This window comes from Intrasporangium sp. (assembly GCF_032907665.1).
GTDB lineage: Bacteria > Actinomycetota > Actinomycetes > Actinomycetales > Dermatophilaceae > Intrasporangium.
The window spans coordinates 12,337-36,569 of record NZ_JAJJPG010000027.1; the positions used below are offsets into that span (position 1 = coordinate 12,337).

The 24,233-nt window shown below is 71.3% G+C and carries 26 protein-coding genes; 9 read left to right on the forward strand and 17 right to left on the reverse strand.

All coding sequences use genetic code 11. The features are described 5' to 3' along the window. Positions 1–663 carry a helix-turn-helix domain-containing protein gene (locus tag LOY02_RS06375; RefSeq protein WP_317181498.1) on the reverse strand — a complete coding sequence of 221 codons (663 nt, stop codon included), beginning with the start codon at positions 661–663 and terminating at the stop codon, positions 1–3. Positions 664–764: 101 nt separating this feature from the next. On the opposite strand from LOY02_RS06375, the gene LOY02_RS06380 reads away from it, so the two are divergent. Next, entirely contained in the window at positions 765–1,223 is a 459-nt protein-coding gene (locus LOY02_RS06380) for a hypothetical protein (RefSeq protein ID WP_317181499.1), read from the forward strand. A 50-nt stretch (positions 1,224–1,273) separates the two neighbouring features. After that, a complete protein-coding gene (zwf, locus tag LOY02_RS06385; RefSeq protein ID WP_317181500.1) occupies positions 1,274–2,707 on the forward strand; it encodes a glucose-6-phosphate dehydrogenase in 1,434 nt (477 codons plus the stop codon). Positions 2,708–2,744: 37 nt separating this feature from the next. Here the strand turns inward: zwf and LOY02_RS06390 are convergent, their stop codons facing one another. After that, positions 2,745–3,335, reverse strand: coding sequence for a CGNR zinc finger domain-containing protein (locus LOY02_RS06390; protein WP_317181501.1), 591 nt, complete (start codon positions 3,333–3,335; stop codon positions 2,745–2,747). Positions 3,336–3,415: 80 nt separating this feature from the next. Between LOY02_RS06390 and LOY02_RS06395 the strand changes: the two genes are divergently transcribed. Next, positions 3,416–4,279 (forward strand): alpha/beta hydrolase, encoded by an 864-nt coding sequence (locus tag LOY02_RS06395; RefSeq protein ID WP_317181502.1) that lies wholly within the window; start codon positions 3,416–3,418, stop codon positions 4,277–4,279. Between the two features lie 25 nt (positions 4,280–4,304). Here LOY02_RS06395 and LOY02_RS06400 read toward each other — a convergent pair whose 3' ends face one another. The 6 genes from LOY02_RS06400 to LOY02_RS06425 all read right to left on the reverse strand — a co-directional run bounded on the left by LOY02_RS06400 (position 4,305) and on the right by LOY02_RS06425 (position 9,141). After that, on the reverse strand, positions 4,305–4,601 hold the full coding sequence (locus LOY02_RS06400; RefSeq protein WP_317181503.1) for a DUF4287 domain-containing protein: 297 nt from the start codon (positions 4,599–4,601) through the stop codon (positions 4,305–4,307). Positions 4,602–4,834: 233 nt separating this feature from the next. After that, on the reverse strand, positions 4,835–6,127 hold the full coding sequence (locus LOY02_RS06405; RefSeq protein WP_317181504.1) for an RNA polymerase sigma factor: 1,293 nt from the start codon (positions 6,125–6,127) through the stop codon (positions 4,835–4,837). Positions 6,128–6,215: 88 nt separating this feature from the next. Continuing rightward, positions 6,216–6,587, reverse strand: a complete 372-nt coding sequence (locus LOY02_RS06410; RefSeq protein WP_317181505.1) for a YciI family protein — start codon at positions 6,585–6,587, stop codon at positions 6,216–6,218. Positions 6,588–6,623: 36 nt separating this feature from the next. Next, entirely contained in the window at positions 6,624–7,331 is a 708-nt protein-coding gene (locus LOY02_RS06415) for a DUF998 domain-containing protein (protein ID WP_317181506.1), read from the reverse strand. 200 nt (positions 7,332–7,531) lie between these two features. Beyond that, the gene (locus LOY02_RS06420) at positions 7,532–8,587 is read right to left on the reverse strand and encodes a Gfo/Idh/MocA family oxidoreductase (RefSeq protein ID WP_317181507.1); all 1,056 of its coding nucleotides are present in this window, start codon (positions 8,585–8,587) and stop codon (positions 7,532–7,534) included. After that, on the reverse strand, positions 8,584–9,141 hold the full coding sequence (locus tag LOY02_RS06425; RefSeq protein ID WP_317181508.1) for a DinB family protein: 558 nt from the start codon (positions 9,139–9,141) through the stop codon (positions 8,584–8,586). Before LOY02_RS06425 ends, LOY02_RS06420 begins: the two co-directional genes overlap by 4 nt. 55 nt (positions 9,142–9,196) lie before the next feature. Here LOY02_RS06425 and LOY02_RS06430 point away from each other — a divergent pair, with 55 nt between their 5' ends. Next, positions 9,197–10,303, forward strand: coding sequence for a diacylglycerol/lipid kinase family protein (locus LOY02_RS06430; RefSeq protein WP_317181509.1), 1,107 nt, complete (start codon positions 9,197–9,199; stop codon positions 10,301–10,303). Here LOY02_RS06430 and LOY02_RS06435 read toward each other — a convergent pair. The 3 genes from LOY02_RS06435 to LOY02_RS06445 form a co-directional block, all read right to left on the reverse strand. Beyond that, positions 10,251–10,796, reverse strand: a complete 546-nt coding sequence (locus LOY02_RS06435) for a hypothetical protein (protein WP_317181510.1) — start codon at positions 10,794–10,796, stop codon at positions 10,251–10,253. The two genes, LOY02_RS06430 and LOY02_RS06435, sit on opposite strands and share 53 nt — an antisense overlap. Before the next feature lie 378 nt (positions 10,797–11,174). Then, positions 11,175–12,119, reverse strand: coding sequence for a prephenate dehydratase (pheA, locus tag LOY02_RS06440; protein WP_317181511.1), 945 nt, complete (start codon positions 12,117–12,119; stop codon positions 11,175–11,177). Then, the gene (locus LOY02_RS06445) at positions 12,116–12,634 is read right to left on the reverse strand and encodes a DUF4446 family protein (protein ID WP_317181512.1); all 519 of its coding nucleotides are present in this window, start codon (positions 12,632–12,634) and stop codon (positions 12,116–12,118) included. The genes pheA and LOY02_RS06445 overlap by 4 nt, the downstream gene beginning before the upstream one ends. A 111-nt stretch (positions 12,635–12,745) precedes the next feature. Between LOY02_RS06445 and LOY02_RS06450 the strand changes: the two genes are divergently transcribed. Next, positions 12,746–14,938 carry a hypothetical protein gene (locus tag LOY02_RS06450; RefSeq protein ID WP_317181513.1) on the forward strand — a complete coding sequence of 731 codons (2,193 nt, stop codon included), beginning with the start codon at positions 12,746–12,748 and terminating at the stop codon, positions 14,936–14,938. A gap of 47 nt (positions 14,939–14,985) precedes the next feature. Here the strand turns inward: LOY02_RS06450 and LOY02_RS06455 are convergent, their stop codons facing one another. From LOY02_RS06455 to LOY02_RS06465, 3 genes are all read right to left on the reverse strand, one after another. Beyond that, entirely contained in the window at positions 14,986–15,744 is a 759-nt protein-coding gene (locus LOY02_RS06455) for a glycosyltransferase family 2 protein (protein ID WP_317181514.1), read from the reverse strand. Between the two features lie 11 nt (positions 15,745–15,755). Then, complete coding sequence (locus tag LOY02_RS06460) at positions 15,756–16,643, reverse strand: DUF5926 family protein (RefSeq protein WP_317181515.1); 888 nt, start codon at positions 16,641–16,643, stop codon at positions 15,756–15,758. 105 nt (positions 16,644–16,748) lie between these two features. Then, entirely contained in the window at positions 16,749–17,198 is a 450-nt protein-coding gene (locus LOY02_RS06465; protein WP_317181523.1) for an ATP-binding protein, read from the reverse strand. A gap of 204 nt (positions 17,199–17,402) precedes the next feature. On the opposite strand from LOY02_RS06465, the gene LOY02_RS06470 reads away from it, so the two are divergent. After that, entirely contained in the window at positions 17,403–18,200 is a 798-nt protein-coding gene (locus tag LOY02_RS06470) for a PadR family transcriptional regulator (RefSeq protein ID WP_317181516.1), read from the forward strand. Positions 18,201–18,331: 131 nt separating this feature from the next. Here LOY02_RS06470 and LOY02_RS06475 read toward each other — a convergent pair whose 3' ends face one another. Together LOY02_RS06475 and LOY02_RS06480 are read right to left on the reverse strand one after the other, a co-directional pair. After that, entirely contained in the window at positions 18,332–18,457 is a 126-nt protein-coding gene (locus tag LOY02_RS06475; protein ID WP_317181517.1) for a methionine/alanine import family NSS transporter small subunit, read from the reverse strand. Continuing rightward, entirely contained in the window at positions 18,454–19,989 is a 1,536-nt protein-coding gene (locus LOY02_RS06480) for a sodium-dependent transporter (RefSeq protein WP_317181518.1), read from the reverse strand. Before LOY02_RS06480 ends, LOY02_RS06475 begins: the two co-directional genes overlap by 4 nt. Positions 19,990–20,096: 107 nt before the next feature. Here LOY02_RS06480 and LOY02_RS06485 point away from each other — a divergent pair, with 107 nt between their 5' ends. Together LOY02_RS06485 and LOY02_RS06490 are read left to right on the forward strand one after the other, a co-directional pair. Then, complete coding sequence (locus LOY02_RS06485; RefSeq protein WP_317181519.1) at positions 20,097–21,698, forward strand: cobyric acid synthase; 1,602 nt, start codon at positions 20,097–20,099, stop codon at positions 21,696–21,698. Next, complete coding sequence (locus tag LOY02_RS06490) at positions 21,698–23,011, forward strand: GNAT family N-acetyltransferase (RefSeq protein WP_317181520.1); 1,314 nt, start codon at positions 21,698–21,700, stop codon at positions 23,009–23,011. The genes LOY02_RS06485 and LOY02_RS06490 overlap by 1 nt, the downstream gene beginning before the upstream one ends. Before the next feature lie 41 nt (positions 23,012–23,052). Here the strand turns inward: LOY02_RS06490 and LOY02_RS06495 are convergent, their stop codons facing one another. Continuing rightward, positions 23,053–23,826, reverse strand: a complete 774-nt coding sequence (locus LOY02_RS06495) for an IclR family transcriptional regulator (RefSeq protein WP_317181521.1) — start codon at positions 23,824–23,826, stop codon at positions 23,053–23,055. Positions 23,827–23,947: 121 nt separating this feature from the next. Between LOY02_RS06495 and LOY02_RS06500 the strand changes: the two genes are divergently transcribed. Then, a partial coding sequence (locus tag LOY02_RS06500) for an ABC transporter substrate-binding protein (RefSeq protein WP_317181522.1) occupies positions 23,948–24,233 on the forward strand: 286 nt, incomplete at its 3' end.

A 24,233-nucleotide genomic window follows, 5' to 3' on the forward strand; every position in this document is an offset into this window, starting at 1 on the left:
CTACACCCCTTGGCTCGGTGCAGCGCGTGGCTCCGGCTGCGACACTGGCGACCAGATCCTGCGCAGGGGTCGGAGCCCTTCCTCGACATAGTCCGCGATCGGACGGGTGCCGCCCTCGCTGAACCACGACTCGAGCGCAGCGAAGTAGCCGAAGGCGACCGCGTTCGCCGCCACGCGTGCCTGCTGGGGACTCAGGCCGCCCTCGGTCGTGAGCAGCGGCGCAACCCGCTGCGCGGAGCGGTCGAGGGCGGCCAGGACGGCTGTCCTCACGGACGGCTCCGTGAAGAAGTAGCGCACCCTGCGCCACGGGGTGAGGGCGCGACCCTGCGCGCTGCCCTTGGCTTCCACCTCGGCGCCGCCCGAGCCGCCCGAGCCGCTTGGTGTCTCGTAGCGCAGCACCGCCTCCAGGAGGCTGTCGACCGGGTCCGTCGGATCGAGGATGTCGGCGAGGGTCTCCGGCGCCATCGTGTCGAACTCGTCGGCGACGAGCAGACCCTCCTTGGTGCCGAAGTAGCGGTACACCGAGGACGGTGACACCTCGGCCGCGGCAGCGATCTCCTCGATGGTGACGGCCGCGAAGCCCCGCTCGTCGAACAGGTCGAGGGCGCGCTCCTGGATGACGTGCATGGCGTTGCGCCGCCACTGCTCTCGAAGGCTCGGCATGGGGCCGACCCTAGCAAGTGACTGTCTAAATGACTTTGACTTGCAGGAGGTGGTTTGTACAGTGACCGTCCAACAGAAAGTGACTATCTGAAGGACGAGCCATGACCGTACGCGCCACCACCGCGCCGACCTCGGCGCGCGGGACCCTTGCCGCCCTGTGGGGCGGACTGGCCCTCACCGTCGTCGCCACGGTCTACCCGTTCGCCGACCGGGTCAGGGGCGACGTCCTCGCCGACCACATCCGGGCGTCCTACCCCGCCTACGCACCCGACGAGATCGACTCGGCCGTCGTCGCCTACCTGGTGATCCTGTCCGTCATCGGCGCGCTGGGGACAATCAGCTGGCTCAGCATGATCTGGGCGGTCCGTGCCGGGAAGCCGTGGGTGCGGTGGGTGGCGCCCGTCATCTTCGCGATCGCCCTGCTCCTCGCGCTCGCGGGGCTGACGGTGAGGGACACGTCGGGCGACGTCGGTCTCGCCCCCTCGTTGGCGGCGCTCCAGCTCCTGCCCTGCGTGCTGGGGCTGGTGGCCGTGGTGCTGCTGTGGCGCAAGCGCCAGTGATCGCGCACTGGTGACTCCCACTGCGGGCGGGCCGCTGGCAGGGTAGGGGCATGCCTGCGACCACCGTTGTCCTCTTCGGCGCCACCGGCGACCTGGCGAAGCGCAAGCTCCTGCCGGGGATGCTGCACCTGCACGAGTCACGGCTGCTCGACGGGCTTCGGGTCGTCGCGACGAGCCTCGAGGACCTGACCCGTGACGAGTTCCTCGACCTCGTCACCGAGTCCGTCCGGAAGCACTCCCAGCGCGAGGTGACGGACGAGGACCTGCGTGAGTTCGCGGACCGCATCCACTGGGTCCCGGGGGCGGGTGGCACCGAGGCCCTGCGCGAGGCGGTCCACGAGTCGGAGCTGGTCCTCGGGCCCAACGCCCGCCGGCTGCACTACCTCTCCGTGCCGCCAAGCGCTGCTCTGGCCGTCGTGCGGCAGATCGCGGAGGCCGGACTCGTCGCACGGAGCCGGATCATCATGGAGAAGCCCTTCGGCACCGACCTCGAGAGTGCGCAGAAGCTCAACGCCGAGCTGCACGAGGTGTTCGACGAGGACCAGATCTTCCGCATCGACCACTTCCTCGGCAAGGAGCCGGCCCAGAACATCCTCGCGTTCCGGTTCGCCAACGGTCTCTTCGAGCCGATCTGGCACCGCAACCACATCGACCACATCCAGATCGACGTGCCCGAGACACTGGGCCTCGAGCAGCGCGCCGAGTTCTACGAGGCGACCGGCGCCTACCGGGACATGGTCGTGACCCACCTGTTCCAGGTGCTGGCCTTCACCGCGATGGAACCACCGACCTCACTCGAGCCCCACGCCATCACCGAGGAGAAGAACAAGGTCTTCCGCTCGATGCTGGCCCTCGACCCGCACGACGTCGTGCGCGGGCAGTACGTCGGCTACCGCGACGAGGAAGGCGTGGCGCCGGACTCCGAGACGGAGACCTTCATCGCCTTGAAGTGCTTCGTGGACAACTGGCGCTGGGCGGGCGTGCCCTTCTACCTGCGGACCGGCAAGCGGCTCTCGGAGGGCGCGCGGATCATCTCGATCGCCTTCAAGGAGCCGCCGCGCACGATGTTCCCGCCCGGCTCCGGGGTCGGGGACAACGGACCGGACCACCTCACCTTCGACCTCGCCGACCGGGCGCGCATGTCGCTCTCCTTCTACGGCAAGCGGCCCGGGCCAGGGATGGCGCTCGACAAGCTCTCGATGCAGTTCTCCATGGTCGACACCGACTGGGCCGGCGCCGCGCTCGAGGCCTACGAGCGGCTCATCTACGACGCGGCACGCGGCGACGCGACCCTCTTCACCCGGGCCGAGGGCATCGAGCGACTCTGGGAGATCAGCCAGCCGCTGCTCGACAACCCCCCGCCGGTCCGGCCCTACCAGCCGGGCACGTGGGGTCCGAACCAGATCCACCAGCTCATAGCGCCCTTCGCGTGGCGGTTGCCCTTCGAGCGGCCGTGGCGCGACCCCAACATCATGGGCGCCTGAGCTCCCTGGGCCAGGTGGTATGCCGCTGGGCGGGCACCTATTGGTCCCTCCTGACGGCGTCGGTCGGCTTGTGGCGATGGTAGTGGCGCGAGACTCGGACCCGGTTGCCACAGCGCGCGGACGAGCACCAGCGCCGGCGAGGGTGCGCCGGAACGAACAGCATCACGCAGTCGTCGGCCTCACACTCCTTGAGCCGGACCGCAGCCGGGCTGGTGAGGAGGTCGGCGGCGGCCTCGGCGAGTCGAGCAGCCAGCCGCACGCCGAGAGTGCCCTGTCGACGGGTGGTCGCTATGACGGCGGCGCCGTCCCACGTCAGCTCTCGAACGGCCGGTGCCCCGCGCTGCGCCTCGGTCAGTGCCTGCAGGGCAGGACGCGGCGCTGGTCCGCCGCGCAAGAGGGCCTGGACGACGGCGTCGACCTGCGTGCGCACCAACTGGACAGCGGCCACGTCGGCCGCCGTCGGTGTGGCCTCGCCAACCTCTGCCTCGAGCTCCGGCTCGAGTCCAAGCCAGGCGGCGAGCTGCTCGGGGGTGCCGAGGAGGTCGGCGCGTCCGCCCTCGGTCAACGGTCGCGTGTTGACCAGGTCCAAGGCGAGGTGCTCCCCGATGAGTGGCTGGGCACTGGTCATGCCCCTAATGATATTGCTTCTCGACTATCCATTAGGGAAACTCATGGCTTCCACGCACCTTCGCTCAAGGAGTCCCCGTCATGATCACTCGGGTCGTCCACCGCCGCGTCGAGGTCGACGGGGTGGAGGTCTTCTACCGGCAGTCGCTCCCCGACGTGCCCGACGCGCCGGCGCTCCTGCTCCTGCACGGCTTCCCGTCCGCGTCACACCAGTTTCGCCGCCTCATCGACGCCATCGGCTCCCGCTTTCGACTCATCGCCCCGGACTACCCGGGTTTCGGTCACACCCGGGTCCCGGACGGGTTCGCGTACTCGTTCGATCACCTCGCCGACACCGTCGAGGGCTTCGTCGACCGGCTGGCCCTCGATCGCTTCACCATGTATCTCTTCGACTTCGGCGCGCCCGTCGGCTTCCGTCTGGCACTGCGCCAGCCGGAACGCATCGCCGGCCTGGTCGTGCAGAACGGCAATGCCTACGCCGAGGGCTTGTCGGACGCGGCGCGTGACTTCGTCAGCCTGACCCCCGACACGCCCGGTGCCGAGCAGGCGATCCTGGACCTTCTCACGTTGGAGGCAACGCGCGCCCAATACGAGGGCGGGACCACCGATCCCGAGCTCATCGCCCCGGAAGGCTGGCTCCTCGACCAGTACTTTCTCGACCAGCCGGGCCGCAGGCAAGCGCAGCTCGCGCTGGCCTACGACTATCACCGCAACATCACCGCCTATCCCGACTGGCAGAAGTGGTTGCGCGACCACCAACCGCCGACACTCATCACCTGGGGCGTCAACGACCCCTTCTTCACCGAAGCGGGAGCTCGCGCCTACCTTCGCGACGTGCCGGGGGCTGCACTCCATCTCCTCGACACCGGCCACTTCGCGCTGGAGGACGACCTGCCCCGGATCGCCCCACTGGTCACGGACTTCCTCGCGGGCATCGAGGGATGACGCAGCCCGGAAGCTGACGATGTGCTCAGGCTCGGTCGACGGACCGTGCCGCGATGCCGTCGAGGTGGAGCTCGGTCGAGGGGTCCGAGTGCGTGCCGGACGTGCCGACGTGCTTGTCGCTGATCGTCGGGCCGTTCTTGAGGACGTGGAAGAAGGCCATGGCGTGGCCCCGCCCGAGGCCGTAGTCGTCTCGGAGCCACTCCACGACGACGGCAGCCTTGGTCTCGGCGTCGAAGCCCTTGACGGCTGCCTCGGCCAGCAGCTCGCGCGGCGTCTTGCCGGTCTTGGTCTCGATGGTGTCGAGGTAGGCCTGGAACGACATGATCGGTCTCCTGTTCTGACGCCCTTCACGGGCTCGGTCTCGGTGCCTGACACCAGCACGTCGAACCGCACGGGCAGTTCTCGACACGGCTTCGTCGGACGTCCCCATGGTGGCCCAAGCGGCCCAGGAGCGGGCGGCCGGGGCAGCTCGCAGAAGTGCGCATTCCCCGCCCGCCCCTCGTGACGGCGCCGGGCCTGGGCGCCAACTCAAACCGGCACGACAGGCGGACGTCCTCAGGAGCGGGTCTCGGCAGCCGCTCGGCTCGCGAAGAGAGCACGCTCCTGGTCGTTGCGGGTCAGGCCGGCGGCCTCGCTGAAGGCCTGCGCCGCCTCCTCGTGCCGTCCAGCACGGGCGAGCAGGTCACCGCGAACGGCGTGCAGGTGCGGATAGGTGACGAGCTGTCGCGCGTCCGCGATCCGGTCGGCGATCGCGAGACCCGCCTCGGGCCCCCGGCTGAAACCCACGGCCACCGCCCGATTCAGCTCGACGACGGGTGACGGCCAGACCTGGACGAGAACCTCGTAGAGCGCCGCGATCCGGCCCCAGTCCGTCTCTTCGGGACGCGCCGCCCGCGCATGGCACGCCGCGATGCCCGCCTGCAGGGCGTAGGGCCCGAGCGGCTTGCCCATTCGCTCGGCGCGGGACAGCGCCTCGAGTCCCCGACGGATGAGCAGGCGATCCCAGAGGCGGCGGTCCTGGTCGGGCAGGAGCACCGCCTCTCCCCCGGCGCCGACCCGGGCAGGGAGGCGCGACGCCTGCAGCTCCATGAGGGCGACGAGTCCGAGCACCTCCGGCTCGTCCGGGACGAGCCCCATCAGCACGCGCCCGAGGCGCATCGCCTCCTGGCACAGGGCCGGCCGGGTCCAGTCCGCTCCAGCCGTCGCCGAGTAGCCCTCGTTGAAGACGAGGTAGACCACCTCGAGGACGGCGGACAGCCGCTCCGACAGCTGGTCCGGAGCCGGCAGCTCGAAGGCGACACCCCTGTCGCTCAATGTCTTCTTGGCCCGCACGATGCGTTGTGCCGCCGTGGACTCCGGCACGAGGAAGGCGCGGGCGATCTCCTCCGTGGACAGGCCGGCCAGGCACCGCAGCGTGAGCGCCACCCGGGACTCGAGCGAGAGCACCGGGTGGCAGGCCGTGAACACGAGCCGGAGGAGGTCGTCCCCGACGTGGTCATCGAGGGCGTCAACGCGCTCCTCACTGTCGACCGGTGGCTCGTGGGTCAGCTCGCTCCGCAGGATCTCCACCTTCCGGGCGAACGTCGCACCCCGCCGATGCGCATCGATCGCCCGGCGCTTGGCCGTCGTCATGAGCCAACCGGCCGGGTTCGGCGGCACGCCCTCGGCAGGCCACTGCTCGAGGGCCACGACGAGGGCCTCCTGGGCGAGGTCCTCGGCCACCCCGACGTCACCCGTCACGCGGGCGAGGCCGGCGACGAGCCGCCCGGACTCGATCCGCCAGATCGCCTCGATGGTGCGACGGGCGCGGTCGTCCTCGGGCGACCTCGACGTCGTGGACCTGGACATGGGTCGACCCTCCCCGATCCGGCCGGGGAGGGTCAACGCTGGGAGGAAGGGACGACGGGAGCGAGCCCAGCGGCATACCCGCTGATGTCTAGCTGGGCGGCGCGAAGTCCTCAGGCCCCATGATCTTGACGACCTCGGACTCGCCCTCCCAGCCCGTCCACAGGTCGAGGTGCAGCTTCATGAAGCGAGAGGCCCACTCCACAGCCTCCTCCTTCGTCCGGACCTCGTAGACGGCGTAGGAGATGAACTCCTTCGACTCCGCAAAGGGACCGTCCATGACCGACAGCTCACCACCGGCCACGGTGACCCGGGCACCGCTCGCGCTGGGGGCGAGGCCGCCGTTGTCGAGCATGGCCCCAGAGCCGGTGGCCTCCGCACCGAGCTGCATGATCGCGTCCATCAGGCCCTCTGGCGGTGGGCCGGCCGGCTGGGTGCCCTTGAGAATGACGAGGTAACGCATGGAACTCTCCTGTCTCCTGAGGTGATTCACAGCATGTCAGGCGAGGGCGCCGAGCTCGCGGTAGTAGTGGCGCGCCACCGCGGCGACCCACGTGAACACGAGGACGACCGCGGCGGTGAAGAGGAGGTTCGCCGCAACGCTGCCGGCCCCCGAGGCCACGCAGAGGAAACCGCCGAGGAAGACGACACCAGTGGCGACGGAGAAGCGGCTCATCGCCCGCCGCCCCTCGGCGCCGAACCGTCGAGCGATGACGAAGCACGCCGCAGCGATCGCCATGAAGCCGACACCCGCCGCGGCGAAGTGGACCAGGCCACTGGTCGTCACCTCGCCGGGGCCCTCCGGGGTTCCGACCGGGAAGCCGAGTGCCGGATCGGCGCGGAAGACACCGGCGACGACCATGCTCAGCCCGAAGAGCCCAGCGAGACGCGGAGCCCAGCGGCTGCCCACTCCTCCGGCGAGGGCACGACCGAGGCCGACGGCGAAGGCCGTCAGCATGAGCCCGGTGAGGAGGAAGTTCGTCACCTGGACCCAGCCGAGGTCACCGTTCGCGAGCAGGCTCCACTGGTGGCGTGAGGCGTCGAAGCCCTCACGGAGCAGGGCCTGAGCGACCGAGGTGAGGACGTAGCAGGGACCGGCGACGACGCCCCAGCCGAGCAGGCTGCGCGTGACGTGGACCGGCGTCCAGTCGGTCTGGGTCGTGGACTTCGCCGACGAGGTGGTGTGGGACGTGGGGGTGCGGTTCATGGTGACTCCTCGGACATGGCACGGGCCCTCTGCCCGCTGCCGTCACCCCCTCCACGAGTAGCCTGACCACCGATCGACATGGCCTGAGAAGTTTTTGCCTGGCGCAGGGTGCCGGCGGCCTCCTCATCTCGGTGTGGGACGCCTGTCATCCGCACCATGAGCAGGTCCGGCCCAGGAACTCGGTCCTCGCGAGCGTCCGCTCACTCGCCGGGGTAGCGCACCCCGATCTGGGACCTGATCTCGTCCATCGTCGACATGACCCGCAGCGTCGCAGCATGCGGCATCGAGTCGCACTCGCGGCACCCGGACGTCAGACAGCGAGCGAACTCGGCGGCCTGGTAGCTGAAACCCCGGATGCGCCCCGGCAGGACGCCGGGCCGCTCGGCGAGGACCTCCCCGTCAGAGGCGAGCAGCCGCACCGCAGTCGGCGAGTAGAACGGGCCGTCGAGCTCGATCCGGGCCTCCGTGCCCACGACCTCGGCGGCACTGGGCGTCCTCGCGAGCATCGAGCTCGTGAGCACGGCGACCGCCCCGGAGGCGTAGGCCAGGACGACGCCGACGGTCGCGTCGACCCCACGGTCGATGAGGGTGCCGCGGGCCGCGACGGACACGGGCGGGCCGAGCAGGTGGTCCGCGAAGGACACGGCATAGACGCCGAGGTCGAGCAGGGCCCCGCCGGCCAGCTCCGGTGCGGCCAGCCGGTCCGGACCGTCAGGGTGAAGCAGCTGCGAGTGGTCGGCGCGGACGAGCACGACGTCCCCGAGCAGCCCCCTGTCGACGACCTGGCGGATGACGTCGTAATGGGGCAGGTAGCGCGCCCACATCGCCTCGGCCACGAGCAACCCTCGAGACGTGGCGGCCCGGATCACGGCACGCGCCTCCGAGGCATTGCGGGTGAACGCCTTCTCGACGAGCACCGACTTGCCCGCCTCGAGGGCGAGGAGGGCGTGCGCGTGGTGCTCGGAGTGCGGCGAAGCGATGTAGACGGCATCGACGTCCTCATCGGCCATGAGCTCGTCGTAGGTGCCGTACGACCGCACCACGCCGTGGCGCTCCGCGAACGCGCGCGCCCGGTCCCTGCTGCGCGAGCCCACGGCGACGACGCTCGATGCGGTGCCGGTCTCGACGGCGGTGGCGAACTCGTTGGCGATGAATCCTGGGCCGAGGATGCCCCATCGGATGGCAGGTGCCTCGCGGGGATCCGGTATCCGCGCCTCCGGCAGGAGCGGGGCACCCACGGCGCCCGTCGCGGTCATCCGCGCACGTCCCACAGGTGGTGGACGACATCGTGGACGAAGTACCGGCCCAAGGACTCCACGGTGAACCGCGACCCGTTGCTCCGCAGCCCGGGCCACGAGAGCTGCGCCCGCGTCGGCCGGTCGAACGCTGCCGCGGCGGCGTCGAATGCCGCCTCGAGCTCCACCCGGAGCTGGGCGGGATCGGACTGCCAGTAGGCCTTCTCCGCTGCGGTGGCGTCCTGGTCCCAGTCCGCGAACCGGACCTGCTCGCCGCCACCGTCGAGGATCTGCTCGAGGCGGCGGCGCATGACGTCGCAGACGTCCCTCACGTGCGCGCAGTACTCGAGGGGTGACCACACGCCGGCCGACGGGCGAGTGCGCGCGTCGGGCCGAGCAAGCACGGCGGCATACCGCCGCTTGGCGTCGAGGAGGATCTCCGTGACGCCCTCGGGGCGCACGTCATCGGGGTCGAAGCCACAGTCCGGGCAGGGCCTCGTCAGGACCCAGGTCCAGTCGGCGGTGTCGGGCGTTGCGGGGCCGGGATCGGAGGGGTGCGCGCTCACGTCGCTCATGCCCACAGCGTAGGACCCGCCGAGGTCGCCGCCCGCGCTCCGGTAGATTCTCCGGGTGCTCGAGGACTACCTGCCGTGGATCGTCATCGGCGCTGCGGCGCTGGTCGTGGTCCTCGTGATGTGGACCACGAAGCGCAACGCCACCCGCTCGACGACGGTGCTCCGGCGGCGCCGGGGGCGTCCGGGTCGCGCTCAGTTCGGCGCCGGTGAGCGGGACCGGGCACTCCGCCGCGCAGCAGTCGTGGTCAACCCGACGAAGTTCGCCGACCTGCCGATGATCCGCGAGCGCATCACGTCGACGTGCCACGCCAACGGGTGGGGCGACCCCCTGTTCTACGAGACGACGGTGCAGGACCCGGGCACCGGCCAGGCGCAACGGGCGGTCGCGGAGGGCGCGAATGTCGTGTGCAGCCTGGGCGGAGACGGCACGGTCCGCGCGGTCGCTCGTGCGCTCATCGGTTCGGAGACGCCACTCGGCATCCTTCCAGCCGGCACCGGCAACCTCCTGGCCCGCAACCTCGACCTGCCCGTGGACGCCCTCGACGAAGCGGTCCGGGTCGCCCTCTCGGGACGCAATCGACGCATCGACGTCGGCGAGCTCGTCATCGGTGAGATGGACGCCCACGGCGACCCGGTGGAGGGGACCGAGCTCGTCACCGAGCAGTTCCTCGTCATGGGTGGGATCGGGCTCGACGCCCTCATCATGGGTGGCACCAACGAGGCCCTCAAGCAGCGGGTGGGGTGGGCTGCCTACCTGCTCTCGGGCGCCAAGCACCTCGTGTCCCCCGAGTTCCGGGCCCAGGTCCGGCTCGACTCGGAGCCGGAGTTCAAGCGGCGCGCGCGGACGGTTGTCATCGGCAACTGTGGCCGCCTCCTCGGGGGCCTCGTCCTCATGCCGGACGCCCGGGTCGACGACGAGAGGCTCGATGTCGTCATCGCCTCACCGCGCGGTTTCGTCGGGTGGGCGCCGGTCATCGCCCGGGTCCTCACCCGGCAGCGCAAGGGGCACGCCACGCTCGACCACAAGGTGTGCCGTGAGATCCGGGTCCGCATCGACCGCCCGGTCCCCGTCCAGGTCGATGGGGACGTCGTCGGGCAGGCGACCGAGATCAACTCCTCCGTGCGGCCTGCTGCACTGACGGTTCGGGTGCCCATCGCGTGACACCGGGCTCGGCGCCCGCCGCGGCCCGCAACCCGCCTGCCCCCTCCCGCACCACGCCAGTCATCTCGGGCAACACGCCCGGAACCCTGCTGCTCATCCTCGATATTTCCGGCGGGAGTTCGGCACTGCCGGGCGTGTTGCGGGTGGGTCGTCGGACCTCGGCGAGCGAGAGCCGCTCGGCGAGGGCAGGGCGCCTCGTCCTCAGCCGCTCGATCACCCACCAGGCCTGCGGGTGGTGGCGGCTCGAGGGCCCCGCGTCGCCGCTCCCTGCAGCCGCCTCGACCACGACGGTCGAGACCCACATCGCGTCGAGGAGCTCCAGGGCCCGGCCGCGCGTCGACCGGAGCCGCCGGATGCGTCGGACGCTCGACGGCGTGAGCCGGAAGGTCAGCCCGAGCTCGCCCAGGGCCTGCCCGAGCTCGACGAGCCACGGTGCGTCATCGCTGCGCGGGAAGCCGGCAACGAGCAGACGGCCCGGCACGTAGTCGCTCATCCCGCCTCCCTTCGCTCGCGGCGCGTTCGGCTCGCCGCTGGACCCACGACAGAGCACGACGTCGCCGCCGGTGATACGTCCGGGCCGCCCGCAACTCTTCCGATATCGGACGTATCAGGAGCCTGCGGGATGACTCTGCAGGGTCGGGGGCAGCGAGACATCGGGCGCCACGGGGGCGTTGTCGGGGGGACAACGAGCCCGATGTCTCAGCCGGTCCCACCGGCTCAGGGGATCGGCGGGACACATGAGGGGCGCTGGCTGTCACGGCCAGCGCCCCTCGCGCGTGCCCTCCGACCACCGGGCCGTATGCCGCTGGGCCCGCCGAGCCGCCCCGATCCCCCGGGTGCCCCGGTCCCCCGGCTGCGGTCGCCCGTCGGCTCAGCTGCGCAGCTGCGCCAGCCAGGCCCTGGCCGCGTCGAAGTCGGTGTCGGCGGTGCCGAGCCGGGCATCGGCCCGGACGCCGTCCGCGCGCGGGTACGACCCGAGGAAGCGGACATCGGCGCAGACCCGCTTCAGACCCATGAGGGTCTCACCCACCCGGGCGTCCTGGAGGTGACCCTCGAAGTCGATGGAGAAGCAGTAGCTGCCCATCGCCTCACCGGTCGGTCGCGACTCGAGCCGGGTCATGTTGACACCTCGAACCGCGAACTGCTCGAGCAGCTCGAGCAGGCCGCCGGCATGGTCGTCGCGCTGGTAGAGCACGACGGTGGTCTTGTCGGCACCGGTCGGCTCCGGGAGGGTCCCGGGGCGGGACACGAGGACGAACCTCGTCACCGCCGACGTGTTGTCACCGATGTCCTCGGCGAGGATCTCGAGCCCCTCGTTCCGGGCCGCGACCGGGGCGCACACCCCAGCGTCGAACATGACGTCGCCGGGCTGACCCAGGCTCGCCGCGCTCGCGGCCGTCGACAGTGTCGGGACGTAGACCGCATCGGGGAGGTGGCTCGACATCCAGCCGCGCACCTGGGCCCACGCGTGCGGATGGGTGCCGACGCTGCGGACCGCGCTCAGCGGCATACCGGCCCGTGCGCAGAGGACGAAGGTCACGGGCACGAGGACCTCGCCGATGACGACGAGCGGGTCGCCCGTCGCAAGCGCGTCGAGCGTCGCGGACACGCCGCCCTCGACGGAGTTCTCGATGGGCACCATCGCCGCGTCGATCTCCATCGCCCGCAACGCCTCCAGGGCCGCGTCGACGCTCCCGAAGGGCAGCTGCTCCTGGTGGGCCGCACCGTCCCAGGCATCGAGCGCCATCTGCGTGAAGGTCCCTCGCGGGCCGAGGTAGCCGAATCGGTGCAGCTCGGACGGGGACCGCGGCGTCATGAGACGTCCTTCCGGCGGGAGTGGGTGAGGGAGCGCGGCTCGCCCTTCGTCGCCGCGGCGAGCGCCTGCTGCTCCTCAGGACTCAGGGTGACACTTGACCGGCCGCCGACGATGCCCTTGGCATACGTCCGCGACTCGCTACGGGCGTGGATCGACGAGACGACGATGCCATCACCGAAGTCGTCGACGATGGCCGCCGAGAAGGAGAGCCGGCCGCCCATGTCACCGAAGGCGTCGTAGCGCACCACAGCGACGTTGCGCAGGCTCTGCCGAACGTCGTCCTCGGCCGCCGACACCTGCGCCCGCAGCCGGGTCACGTCGGCGTCGAGTCGGTCGATGCGCTGATTCTGACCCGCCGCCACGCGCGCGATGTCGGTGGAGCCGTCGCCGGCGAGGGTCCGGAAGTCACGTCGAATCCGCGCAAGGCGCAGCTGCGCGCCGACCGCGAGGACGAGCGCGAGAACGGCGACGACCGCAGCCCCGGTGGCCACGACCGACAGGGTCGGATCCTCCACGATCCGCAAGGGTAGTCCCGCAGCCGGACCGTCTCGTCGCCGTTTCACGCTCTGGCCGTCCGCGTACTGCGGGCGGTCCGCACCTCACCGGGCCTTTGTAGTCTGTCCAGCGTGATCCGCAGGCACCCCGTCCAGGCGCTCGTCGCCGTGCTGGTCCTGCTGATCGCAGCGCTGGCCTGGTCCTACACGACGCGGGAGACCGTGCCGGTCCCCCGCACCACGGATCCGGCGCCCGGCGAGTCCCTCGTGGTCGTCGGCGTCGGGGGGATCTCGTGGGACGACGTCTCCGCGGAGGAGACACCCGTCCTCTGGGGCCTGCTTCGCGACGGCGCGGCCGCATCGGTGTCGGTCAAGACGCTGCACCTGACGACGTGCCCCACCGACGGATGGTCGACCCTGTCCGCCGGCGAGGCCGCCGGGCCCGAGGCGGAGGGTGACCGCCCCGAGTGCACGCCCCTGCCGGAGGTGCTCGACGACGCGAAGGGCGGCCACACCATCGCGGGCTTCGACGACCTCGCGGCCGCGTCCCGCGAAGCAGCGTTCGAGGCTCGGCTCGGCCTGCTCGGCGACAGCTTCGCGACCCACACGTCCTGTGTCTCGGCGATCGGCCCCGGTGCCGCCATCGCTGCCGCGACGTCGGACGGGCAGGTCGAGCGCTATGCCCCGTTCGAGGTGGCGACCCTGGTGACGGAGCTCGCGCAGTGCCCGATCTCGATCGTCGACGCCGGCGCGGTCCTGACGACGGACTCCGACCCGGCAGCCCACCTCGCCCAGATCAACGAGCTCGAGCGCCGGATCACCCAGGTGCGTGAGGCCATGCCCACCGGCGCCGACCTCGTCGTCGTCGGGCTGTCCGACCGGGACCGCCGGGAGCGGCTGCGGGTCCTCACCGCCACCGGGCCCCACTATGCACCGGGCGTCCTCGCCTCGGCGTCCACCCGGATGCGCGGCATCGCCCAGATCTCCGACGTGACGGCGACGATCCTCCAACGCGGCGGGGTGCGGCCCGTCGAGCCCATCGGCGGTCGCGCACTGTCGGTCGACCCGTCACCCAACAACAGCGAGTCGACGGCCGCGGACAAGCTGACGGTCCTCACGGACATCGACCGCAAGGCCGATGCGATGCACAGCATCGTCGTGCCGTTCCTCGTCGCGTGGCTCTCCGCGACAGTGCTCGCATTCCTCGTGTTGGCGATCGCCTGGCGTCGCGCCCGACCGTGGCGGACCAGCCTGACCCGCCAGCGGGTGCTGCGCCTCGCCCGCCTCGTCGGGCTGGTCGCCGCCGGGATGCCCGCGGCGACGTTCCTGGCCAACCTCGTGCCCTGGTGGCGGTGGTCACCCCCCTCCTGGGCGCTCGTCGCCCTGCTCAGCATCCTCGTCCTGCTCATCAGCGCCGTGATCGCCGCCGCCTGCCTCAGCGGACCGTGGAGCACCTCGGCGCTGGGGCCGCTCGCTCTGCTGTCCGCCGTCACTGCGGGGGTCATCGGAGTCGACCTGCTCACCGGCTCGCACCTGCAGATGGCCTCGATCTTCGGCCTCCAACCCCTCGTCGGAGGTCGGTTCTACGGGATGGGCAACGTGGCCTTCGCGCTCTACGGCTCGGCCGTCCTCCTGCTCTGCGCGTCGGTGGCCCACGCCCTGATCCGCCGCGGCGCACCTCGGTTCGCGGTCGTCGCCGTCCTCGCGCTCGGCGGCATCGCTCTCGCCGTGGACGTGCTCCCTGCCTGGGGAGCGGACTTCGGCGGTCCGATCGCCCTGGTCCCGGCACTGGGGCTGCTGCTCATGCACGTCGCCGGCGTCCGGGTCTCGGTGCGCAACCTGGCCCTCGTCGGCGCGGCAGCGGCACTCATCGTCACTGCGGTCTGCTACCTCGACTGGCGTCGACCGGAGCAGTACCGGTCCCACCCGGGACGCTTCTTCCAGACCCTGCTCGACGGGGACGGTCTCGCCGTGGTCTCACGCAAGCTCGTCGCCAACATCGAGCTCGCGACCGCCGACCCCGTCCTGCTCGGGGTCGTCGTCGTCATCTTCGCCTTCCTCATGGTCATCGTGCTCCAGCCGGGCCGGTTCGGCACGGATCCCTTCGCCCGGCTCGTCGATGAGGCGCCCCTGCTGCGGGCAGGTCTCGTCGCGGTGGTGGTCATGTGCGTCATCGGTTTCCTCACCAACGACTCCGGCGCAGCGATCCCCCCTGTCGCGATGATCCTCACCGTTCCACTCGTCATCTCGGCCGTCGCGCAGTTCATGTCGATCGAACGGACGAGGGAACCGGTCCGCCGCCGTCGAGACCGGCACCATCTCTGAGGCCCCCTGGCGCCGGGCCTCAGCACACAGTCAGATGGGCGCGCACGTCAGGTGGCCGATTCCGACGGGGACCGCCGGAATCGGCGCCGTAGCCGGCGAGTGCTCAGGGCGAGGGCCACATCGCGGTACTGGCCCGCTCGGTGCAGCTGAGCGCGCCAGTCGGTGCCCGTGACCCGATGGTGCAGGTCACAGGGGACCTCGCGAACGACCAGTCCGGCGTCGAGGACATCGATCGTCATGCCGACCTCGACCCCCCAACCCCGCGCGAAAGGCGTGGCCGCGCCGACGGCGGCCGGCGAGAGGCAGCGCATGCCGGACAGCGGCTGGACCGGGGTCCATCCGGTGAGCTCGGCGATGCCCCGACGGGCCAGGCCCACGACCAGTCCCCGCCCACCGCCGGGGGTGCGCTGCGGCGGGAGCGTCGCGATCGTCAGGTCGGCCTCACCCGCGGTGACGGGCCCGACGAGGGCCCCCACCGCCTCGGCGGAGTCCTCGAGGTCGGCGTCGACGAAGAGCACCGCCGCCCTCGGTTCGACCCGTCCGGCCCGCTGGAGTGCCGCCATCCGGTCGAGGCCACTCATGAGCGCGTGGGCCTTGCCGCGGTTGCGGGCGTGCCGGACGACTTCGGCGCCGGACTCCGCGGCGACCCGGGCGGTTCCGTCACGCGAGCCGTCGTCGACGACGATGACGGTGACGACGCCGGGGATGCGCCGCACGGCTCTGATCGTCGCGGCGACCCGCTCCGCCTCGTCCCTGGCCGGGATGACGACGGCGACCGGCGTTGGGCCCCCTGCGGTGTCGGGCATCGTCTGGGCGCTCAGCGCAGCGTGACCTGGCGGTTCGTCAGGCCCGCCCGCGCCCCGCGCTCGGCCGCTGTGAGCGGCTCCGTGGACGCCGCGGCAGTGTCGATGCGCCCCTTCATCGCGGCGACCGCGTCCTCGTGGCTCTCCGGCTCGGCCTGTGGGTCGACCTCCCAGACGGGGATGAGCAGCCCGCTCGACCGGAAGCAGCCGAGGAGTCGGCCGGTGTCGCCGAGCGCTGAGGTGCCGGCCGCGTGCAGGCGGGCGAGCGCGCTCGTCGCGGTGTCCTCGTCGAAGGGCAGGACCCACCGGACGTAGCAGCGCTCGCCGATGCGGCACCAGTAGGCCGAGGGCGCCGACGCGAGCTTCACGGTGGGGATGGCGGACTCGTTGGCCCGCTCGAGGGACTGCTGACCCTCCGCGTCGAGCTCCGTGTCGGCCACCCAGAAGTCGAAGCCCTCGTGCACCTCGATCTCGAATGGCGCGTCGAGGTCGAGAAGGTCCTGGAGACGTGTCGTGTCGACGGTCGAGACCGGCAGGGTGGTCACCGGGTTGCCCGGCTCCGCAGCGACGGCGAGCTCGATGGCGTGGGCGATGTCGCGACTCGTGTCGCCGCTCGCGTTGCCGGACTGGATGCCGACGAGGACGTCGCCGTTGTCGCGGTGCAGCGCGGGCCAGGCGAGGGGCAGGACGGTCGCGATGGTCACCGTCTCGGGGGCCCCCTCCGGTGCCCTGCCGTCGGCGAAGCGGACCGTGGCGGTCGCCGCGGGGACGATCTCGCGCATGGCGACCCAGTCGGTCTCACCGGGCAGGCCCTCGAAGGGGCGCGGCACGAACGGCGCCGGAACCGGGCGGGAGGCACGGACGGAACGGTCCGCGCGCGAACGTCGAGAAGCCTTGCCCATGGGATGCCACCCTAGTCGGTGGTCACCTGCGCTCGGGCGCCCGCTCAGCGGCATACGCCATGAGGAGAGCGGCCGTATGCCGCTGGGCACCTCCTCGGGACGCGCTCAGTGCGTGCGGCGCCGGGACGGGCCTCCGACGGAGGCCCAGACGGTGCGACCGTTGGGCTCCTCGAGCACCCCCCACTCGTGGGCGAGGGACCGCACGATGCGCAGCCCTCGGCCTCCCGGGGCCCACGTGGTCGGGGGCGCGGGACGCGGGATGCTGGGGCCACCACCGTCGGAGACCTCGACCTCGACGACGTTGTTCTTGACCTTCCAGTGGACGCGGATGGCGCCGTCGGCGAGCGGCTTGGCGTGGCGAATGGCGTTGGCCACGAGCTCGCTCACGACGATCTCGGCCTCCTCCACCACCTCGCCCGGGACCTTCCGGGACGCGAGGTCCTCCACAAGGGTCCTGCGGATCCGCGGGGCCGCTGCCGGAGTCCAGGGGATGCGCACCGTCCTCTTCTCGCTCTGTGGCGATCCCCCGTTGGTGCTGGGGGTGCCCTCGTGCATGGTCGGCACGCGGGTCCTCCTCCCTAGGGCGCCGGTCGACGTATGCCGTGGACACGGTAGCCGTGCCCGCGGGGCCCCCTCAATGAAGCACTTTCGGTGTCTTACCCGCAAGGTGGCCACAAAAAACCTTGAGAGCGACCCATTCTCGATATATCGTTGACACATCGCGACTGATCGACAGTTGCGCGACGACAGGGAGACGACATGAACGACCACAGCGAATCAGGATGGGCCTCGAGCGGTCCCGGCCGCCATGGCGGATCCGGCGGACCGGGCCGACACGGTGGACCCGGTCGACACGGCGGGCCCAGTGGCGGTGGACGCGGTCGCCGTGGAGACGGCCCCGACTGGGTGACCGGCTTCGGCGGCTGGGGCGGCCTCGAGGGCGGGCCCTGGGGCGGCATGGGGCGCGGTCGGCCCGGACCGCCCCCGTGGATCCACGACCTCATCCGGTCCTTCGGCGGGCCGGGCTTCGGACCGGAGCAGCGGCCACCGCGTCAGCGGCGCTCCAGGGCGCGCCGCGGTGACGTCCGCGCCGCCATCCTCGACGTCCTCGCGGGCGACGAGATGAACGGCTACCAACTCATCCAGGAGATCGCCGAGCGCTCCGGCGGCGCATGGAAGCCCAGCCCTGGCTCGGTCTACCCCACCGTCCAGCAACTCGAGGACGAGGGACTCGTCGAGGGGCGCGAGGTCGACGGTCGTCGGCTCCTGCGCCTCACCGACGACGGTCGCCGCTACGTCGAGGAGCACCCCGACGAGATGGCGGCCACCTGGGCTCCCTTCGAGTCCGACGAGGAGGAGCCGGAAGGCGACGGCGGCGGCTTCGGACCCGGCGGCGGGGGCGGTGACGGCCTCATGCCGGTCGTCGGCCAGGTCATGGGTGCGATGTGGCAGGTCGTCACGACCGGCACGTCGCAGCAGCGGGCCGAGGCCACGGAGATCCTCTCCGAGACCCGGCGTCGGCTCTACCAGCTCCTCGCCGACGGCGACCCGGAGTGAGCCGGTGCTCCCACGCGAGCGCCCTTCACCGGGGGAGTCCGGCAGGTGGCTCCCCGGGACCTCGACAGGGGTCCCGGGGGAGCCCCCTCGGCGCCCGCACTGTGTCGGAGTGGCCCGCCGTGCGCGGACGATCAGAGGTCGCGGTGCTGGATCATCTCCTCGGTGTCACCGCGACGCAGGTTGAGGATCGCGACGGCGAGGCCGCCCCAGACCACGAGGACGGCGACCGCCAGCATGACGATGGCTCCGGTGCTCATTCTTCCTCCCTCCCTCGGCCGTGGATGGGTGTGTCGGGACGCCAGCGGATCCGGGTGAGCAGGAACCCGACGACGAGGACGAGCACAGCGGCCGCCCACCCGAAGGTGAACAGCATCCACTGCGGATATTCGCCGTAGGGCTCCTGGATGACGGTGACGAGCTCGCGGACGAGAACGAAGCCGAGCACGATCGGCGTGACCACCGAGATGAGGGCGATCCACCAGCCGCGGACCGGCACCGACCCATCGGTGTTGAGGTGGTCCCGCAGCCCCGGGAGGGCACGCACGCCCCACGCGAGCACGAGCATGCTCACGACGGCGACGAGCAGGATGCCGAAGCGGTTGATGAAGTGGTCGACGATGTCGAGCACGAAGAGGCCGCTGGCGGTGCTGAAGCCGATGAGGCTGATGAGGGCGCACGGGATCGTGACGACGAGCGTCGCCCGCAGGCGTGACGTCTCGAACTTGTCCCGGACCGCCGAGATGACGACCTCGAGGATGCTGACCAGCGAGGTGAATCCGGCCAGGACGAGGGAGAAGAAGAAGAGGAAGCCGAGCAGGGCACCCGCGGGGGCCTCGTTGACGATCGCCGGGAAGGCCACGAAGGCGAGGCCGATGCCGGACGTCGCGACCTCGCCGACGGCGACGCCGGAGGCCTGGGCCATGAAGCCGAGCGCGGCGAACACGCCGATGCCGGCGAGGATCTCGAAGCCGGAGTTGGACAGACCGACGACCATCGCGGAGCCCGTCATGTCGGTGCGGCGCTTCACGTAGCTCGAGTACGTGATCATGATGCCGAAGCCGATCGACAGGGAGAAGAAGATCTGTCCGTAGGCCGCTGCCCAGACCACCGGGTCGGTGAGCGCGGACCAGTTCGGTGCGAAGAGGGCATCGAGCCCGGCGCCGGCGCCCGGCAGCAGGAGGGCCTGGATGACGAGAGCGAGGAAGGCGAGCAGGAGGATCGGGATGAAGATCACCGCGGTCCGGCCCACGCCGTTCTGGACGCCGAGAGCCATGATGACGATGAGCACTCCCCAGACCGCGAGGAGCGGGATGAGGACCCCCGGCACGAAGTCGAGCGACACCCCGGGCTCACCGGCCTGGAGGTAGTCGCCGAAGAAGTAGGCGTCCGGATCGTCACCCCAGGCCCTGCCGAAGGACAGGAACGCGTAGCTCAGCGCCCACGCGACGACAGCGGCGTAGTAGACGGCGATCATGAAGCAGACGCCGACCTGCCACCAGCCGAGGCCCTCCGTGCGGCGCGAGAGCCGGGCGAAGGACAGGGGCGCGGACCCGCGGTGCTTGTGCCCCAAGGCGTACTCGAGGAAAAGGAACGGGATGCCTGCGGAGAGCAGCGCGACGAGGTAGGGCAGGATGAACGCCCCGCCACCGTTCTCGTAGGCGACGTAGGGGAACCGCCAGATGTTGCCGAGGCCGACTGCGGACCCGATCGCGGCGAGGATGAACACCCGCCTGCTCGAGAACAACCCGCGATTCGCCTCGTGGAGATCTTCGCCCGCTGTCGTGCTCATGAACCCTCCCGGATCGAACGAGACTGGTCCTTCACAGCATTCCGCGAACGCGCGCGTCGCGCCAGTACCCATGTGCACCGACTCGCGCGATCGGCAAGGATGTGACGGTGCAGCTCGCGTCCTCCGGAGGTCCCCGTGTGCCGGCCTCCGGCCTGCTCATCGCCGGAACCTCTTCGGACGCAGGCAAATCCGTCATCGTGGCTGGCCTGTGCAGGGCCCTCGCGCGGCGTGGACTCCGCGTCGCTCCCTTCAAGGCCCAGAACATGTCGAACAACTCGATGGTCTGCGCAGACGGAGGCGAGATCGGGCGGGCGCAGTGGGTCCAGGCCGTCGCGGCCGGCGTCGAGCCGGCGACCTCGATGAATCCCGTCCTGCTCAAGCCGGGGACGGACCGGCGTGCCTTCGTCGTCGTCCGTGGCGCTCCCGCCGGAGTGCTCGAGGCGGGGGCGTATGCCGCTGGGCGGGCTCACCTGCGCGACGCCGCGTTCGCGGCCTACCGGGAGCTGTCGGAGGACGTCGAGCTCGTCATCTGCGAGGGTGCGGGGTCGCCGGCGGAGATCAACCTGCGGTCCGGCGACTACGTCAACCTCGGGCTCGCGAGGGAGTTCCGGCTGCCGGTGGTCGTCGTCGGCGACATCGACCGGGGCGGCGTCCTTGCCTCGCTCTACGGCACGTGGGCCCTGCTCGACGCCGAGGACCGAGCGCTGCTCACGGCGTTCGTCATCAACAAGTTCCGAGGGGACGAGTCACTCCTCGAGCCCGGCCTCGAGGAGATCACGCGCCGGACCGGGATCCCGTTCCGCGGTGTCATCCCGTGGCTGCTCGACGTGTGGCTCGACAGCGAGGACACCCTCGCGGTCGCGCAGTGGCGGGGCTTCTCTGTATCCGACTCTGTGTCCGACTCGGGGGCGGGCTCACCATCGCCCGCTGCACCACGCCGGCTGCGTGTCGCGGTCGTGCGGTTGCCGCGCATCTCCAACGCCACGGACGTCGATGCCCTCGCGGCGGAGCCCGGCGTGGACGTGCTCGTGACCATCGACCCGAACGCCCTCGAGGCCGCGGACCTCGTCATCCTCCCCGGGTCCCGCTCCACCGCAAGCGATCTCGCGTGGCTGCGTGAGCGAGGGCTCGACGGCGTGCTCGTGGCGAGGGCGGCAGCCGGGCGGCCGGTGATCGGCATCTGTGGGGGATACCAGATGCTCGCAGCCGAGATCGAGGATGACGTCGAGGGCCGCGTGGGCAACGTGCCGGGCCTGGGGCTGCTGCCGATCCGCGTCGAGTTCGGCGCGCAGAAGGTTCTCGCCCGGCCGACCGGCTCATGGCGGGGTCATGCCGTCGAGGGAGCCTACGAGATCCACCACGGCGTCGCCCGTCACCACGGCCTGCATTCGGGGCCACTCGACGGGGCCGGCTCGTCGAGTGGCCACGAACGCCGACCCATCGACGCGCATCCGGAGCCGTTCCTCGACGGCTGGGCGGCTGGGTCGGTGTGGGGGACGATGTGGCACGGTGCCTTCGAGAGCGACGGCTTCCGTCGCGCCTGGCTCACCGAGATCGCCCGGCACGCCGGCTCCGACTGGAGTCCGGAGCCCCATGCTCCCGGTTTCGGGGAGCGTCGCGAACGCATGCTCGACACCCTCGCAGCCGCCGTCGAGCAGCACGTCGACATCGATGCCCTGTTGGACGACACCAGAGTGGGGAGACGCTGATGGTCAAGCGAATCCGGGTCATCGGCATCGGTCTCGGCAGCCCTCTGCACCTCACTCGCGAGGCGGTCGGGACGCTGCGCACCGTCGACGTCCTCGTCCTCCTCGAGCGTGGCCCCGAGGCCGGAGATCGGGTCGCCGCGAAGCGGGCCCTCTGTGCAGAGGTGGTCCCGGACATCGGCGCCCATCGCGTCGTCGAGGTCACCGACCACCAGCCTGAGGATGCCGGCGGAAGGGACTCAGCGGCATACGACCGTGGAGTGACGGAGCGGCTCGTGGAGGCCGGCGTCGACGCGCTCACCCACCTCGCTCCGGAGGACGAGGCGGTCGGTGTGCTCGCGTGGGGCGATCCGGTCCTCGGGGGGCCGGAGCTCGAGGTGGCCGCCGGCTGGGGCGCGCGCCTCTCCGCCGAGGTCGACGTCGTCGCCGGCGTCGGAGCACCGCAGCTGGTGGCCGCGGCTCACCGCCTCCCGCTCGGCGCCATCCGGCTCCTGACCGGGACGACGCTCGTCGACGAGTACGACCCGGCACTCGGCGACGTCGCGGTCGTGCTCGACGACGACCTTCGCGGCCTGGAGCTCGCCGAGCTCCATCCCGACCTTCAGCTCCACTGGGGAACCCATGTCGGGACGCCCGACGAGGTCCTCGTCTCAGGACGACTCGCCGACGTGGCTGACGAGGTCCGCGAGGCACGAGTCCGGGCGCGCGAGTCGCGAGGCTGGGTCATCGACACGTACCTGCTGCGGCGGGAGGGCGAGGAGGCCGGACCGGCGGCGAAGCCCTGGCCGGACGTCCAGTCGATCTCAGACGGCGTCCTCAGCCTGCGTCCGGTCACCACGACCGACTGGGACCTGCTGCTCGCCGAGAACAACAACGCCGAGGCGATGAGGTGGGGGTTCACGTCCGAGCCGATGACCGAGCAGGAGGCGCGGCGTGCGGCGGCCAGGGCCGTGCGCGACTGGAGGAGCGGTCGCGCGGCGCGGTTCGTCATGGTGGACGAGGCGACCGGGCTGCGGATGGGGATGCTGTCCGTCATCCGAATGGGGCCACCCGGAGTCGGCGTCGTCGGCTACGGCGTGCTGCCGGAGTTCCGGGGGCGGGGCGTGACGGTGCGCGGCCTGGAGCTGCTCGTCGAGTGGGTCTTCACCACGACGTCGCTCGGCCGGCTCGAGCTCGGCCACAAGGTCGGCAACACGGCGTCGGGGATCGTCGCCGAGCGAGCGGGCTTCGTGCGCGAGGGCGTGCTCGCGGGGCGACTCGTGAACCCCGACGGGACGTACTCGGACGAGGTGTCCTACGGACGGCTCCGGCCCTGAGCCGGCGCCGGGCCGAGGGGACCGGAGCTGGTGTGCTGCGGTCAGGCAGGTCCGGTCGGACGGCTCTTGGACATGTGCCGGGCCCGGTGGGCGACCTCGGTCGCCGCGGCAGCCACGCGTCGGCCGAGTGTGTCGAGGTCGTGCTCGCCGACGAAGACGAGCGCCACCGCCGCGCGGCAGGTGCCGTCGTCGTCGAGCACCGGTGCGGCCACGGACTTCATGCCCGGCAGCACCTCGGACTCCGAGTAGGCCCAGCCCCGGTCCCGACACTCGATGACCTCCGGACGCAGCTCCGATGAGCTGCTCTCAGCGCTCTCCCTCGCACCCGCGAGGAGCGCCAGCCCGGGGGCACCGCGGTGGACCGGGTGCCTCTTGCCGGGCCGGTAGGTGACGTGTGCGACCGCGGAGCGGGGTTCGACGACCGACACGGTGACGGCCTCGTCGTGGTCGCGGATGACGAGGAAGGCGGTCATCGCCGTGTCGTCGGCCAGGGCCTCGATCACGGGCTGGGCTGCCGCACGGACCTCCGGGACGACGTTCGTCGCGAGGACCGCGAGACCCGCGCCCGGCAGCCAGGCGCCGGCCGGGTCCCGGTCGACGAGGCGGCGGTCCTCGAGCGTGCGCAGCATGCGGTAGGTGATCGATCGGTGCAGGTCAAGGGCGTGCGCGACGTCGGCCGTCGTCATCGGCCGGGCCGCGGCAGCAACGAGCTCCAGGGCGCGCAGTCCCCGGTCGAGCGTCTGCGAGGCCGGGGCGCCGTTGGCGATCGCGGCGCCTGCGGTGACGGTAACGGTTGGGTACCCGGGTCTTGTCACGGCTCGTCCCTCACTCCTACCTTGTACCCGATATCGAAATCCTCCGTTCGATTATCGAAGAGTGTGGACCCCCCCGCCACATTTAGCCAGAGCCACGCCGACGTGGCAGATGGGACCAGCCATGACCCCCAGTAACCCTTCCCCATCCTCGCGGACCTCGCGACGCGCGCTGCTGCGCCTCTCGGCCGTCGTCGTCACCGGGGCACTCGTCCTCGCGGGCTGCGCCGAGGGCGAGGAGACACCTGCCCCGGCCGGCACCGGCGGCGCCGCCCAGGAGGGCCCGATCAAGATCGGCGCCGTGCTGGACATCACCGGCGCCGGCGCGACCCTCGGCGTCCCCGAGCGCCAGACGCTCGAGATGCTCGCCGAGCAGGTCAACGCCGACGGCGGCGTCAACGGTCGCGAGA

Bases quoted from the DNA above. Each gene is read 5' to 3' on its own strand.
- LOY02_RS06375 (WP_317181498.1), bottom strand. From the start codon at position 663: ATGCCGAGCCTTCGAGAGCAGTGGCGGCGCAACGCCATGCACGTCATC.
- LOY02_RS06380 (WP_317181499.1), top strand. From the start codon at position 765: ATGACCGTACGCGCCACCACCGCGCCGACCTCGGCGCGCGGGACCCTT.
- zwf (WP_317181500.1), top strand. From the start codon at position 1,274: ATGCCTGCGACCACCGTTGTCCTCTTCGGCGCCACCGGCGACCTGGCG.
- LOY02_RS06390 (WP_317181501.1), bottom strand. From the start codon at position 3,335: ATGACCAGTGCCCAGCCACTCATCGGGGAGCACCTCGCCTTGGACCTG.
- LOY02_RS06395 (WP_317181502.1), top strand. From the start codon at position 3,416: ATGATCACTCGGGTCGTCCACCGCCGCGTCGAGGTCGACGGGGTGGAG.
- LOY02_RS06400 (WP_317181503.1), bottom strand. From the start codon at position 4,601: ATGTCGTTCCAGGCCTACCTCGACACCATCGAGACCAAGACCGGCAAG.
- LOY02_RS06405 (WP_317181504.1), bottom strand. From the start codon at position 6,127: ATGTCCAGGTCCACGACGTCGAGGTCGCCCGAGGACGACCGCGCCCGT.
- LOY02_RS06410 (WP_317181505.1), bottom strand. From the start codon at position 6,587: ATGCGTTACCTCGTCATTCTCAAGGGCACCCAGCCGGCCGGCCCACCG.
- LOY02_RS06415 (WP_317181506.1), bottom strand. From the start codon at position 7,331: ATGAACCGCACCCCCACGTCCCACACCACCTCGTCGGCGAAGTCCACG.
- LOY02_RS06420 (WP_317181507.1), bottom strand. From the start codon at position 8,587: ATGACCGCGACGGGCGCCGTGGGTGCCCCGCTCCTGCCGGAGGCGCGG.
- LOY02_RS06425 (WP_317181508.1), bottom strand. From the start codon at position 9,141: ATGAGCGACGTGAGCGCGCACCCCTCCGATCCCGGCCCCGCAACGCCC.
- LOY02_RS06435 (WP_317181510.1), bottom strand. From the start codon at position 10,796: ATGAGCGACTACGTGCCGGGCCGTCTGCTCGTTGCCGGCTTCCCGCGC.
- pheA (WP_317181511.1), bottom strand. From the start codon at position 12,119: ATGACGCCGCGGTCCCCGTCCGAGCTGCACCGATTCGGCTACCTCGGC.
- LOY02_RS06455 (WP_317181514.1), bottom strand. From the start codon at position 15,744: ATGCCCGACACCGCAGGGGGCCCAACGCCGGTCGCCGTCGTCATCCCG.
- LOY02_RS06460 (WP_317181515.1), bottom strand. From the start codon at position 16,643: ATGGGCAAGGCTTCTCGACGTTCGCGCGCGGACCGTTCCGTCCGTGCC.
- LOY02_RS06465 (WP_317181523.1), bottom strand. From the start codon at position 17,198: ATGCACGAGGGCACCCCCAGCACCAACGGGGGATCGCCACAGAGCGAG.
- LOY02_RS06470 (WP_317181516.1), top strand. From the start codon at position 17,403: ATGAACGACCACAGCGAATCAGGATGGGCCTCGAGCGGTCCCGGCCGC.
- LOY02_RS06475 (WP_317181517.1), bottom strand. From the start codon at position 18,457: ATGAGCACCGGAGCCATCGTCATGCTGGCGGTCGCCGTCCTCGTGGTC.
- LOY02_RS06480 (WP_317181518.1), bottom strand. From the start codon at position 19,989: ATGAGCACGACAGCGGGCGAAGATCTCCACGAGGCGAATCGCGGGTTG.
- LOY02_RS06490 (WP_317181520.1), top strand. From the start codon at position 21,698: ATGGTCAAGCGAATCCGGGTCATCGGCATCGGTCTCGGCAGCCCTCTG.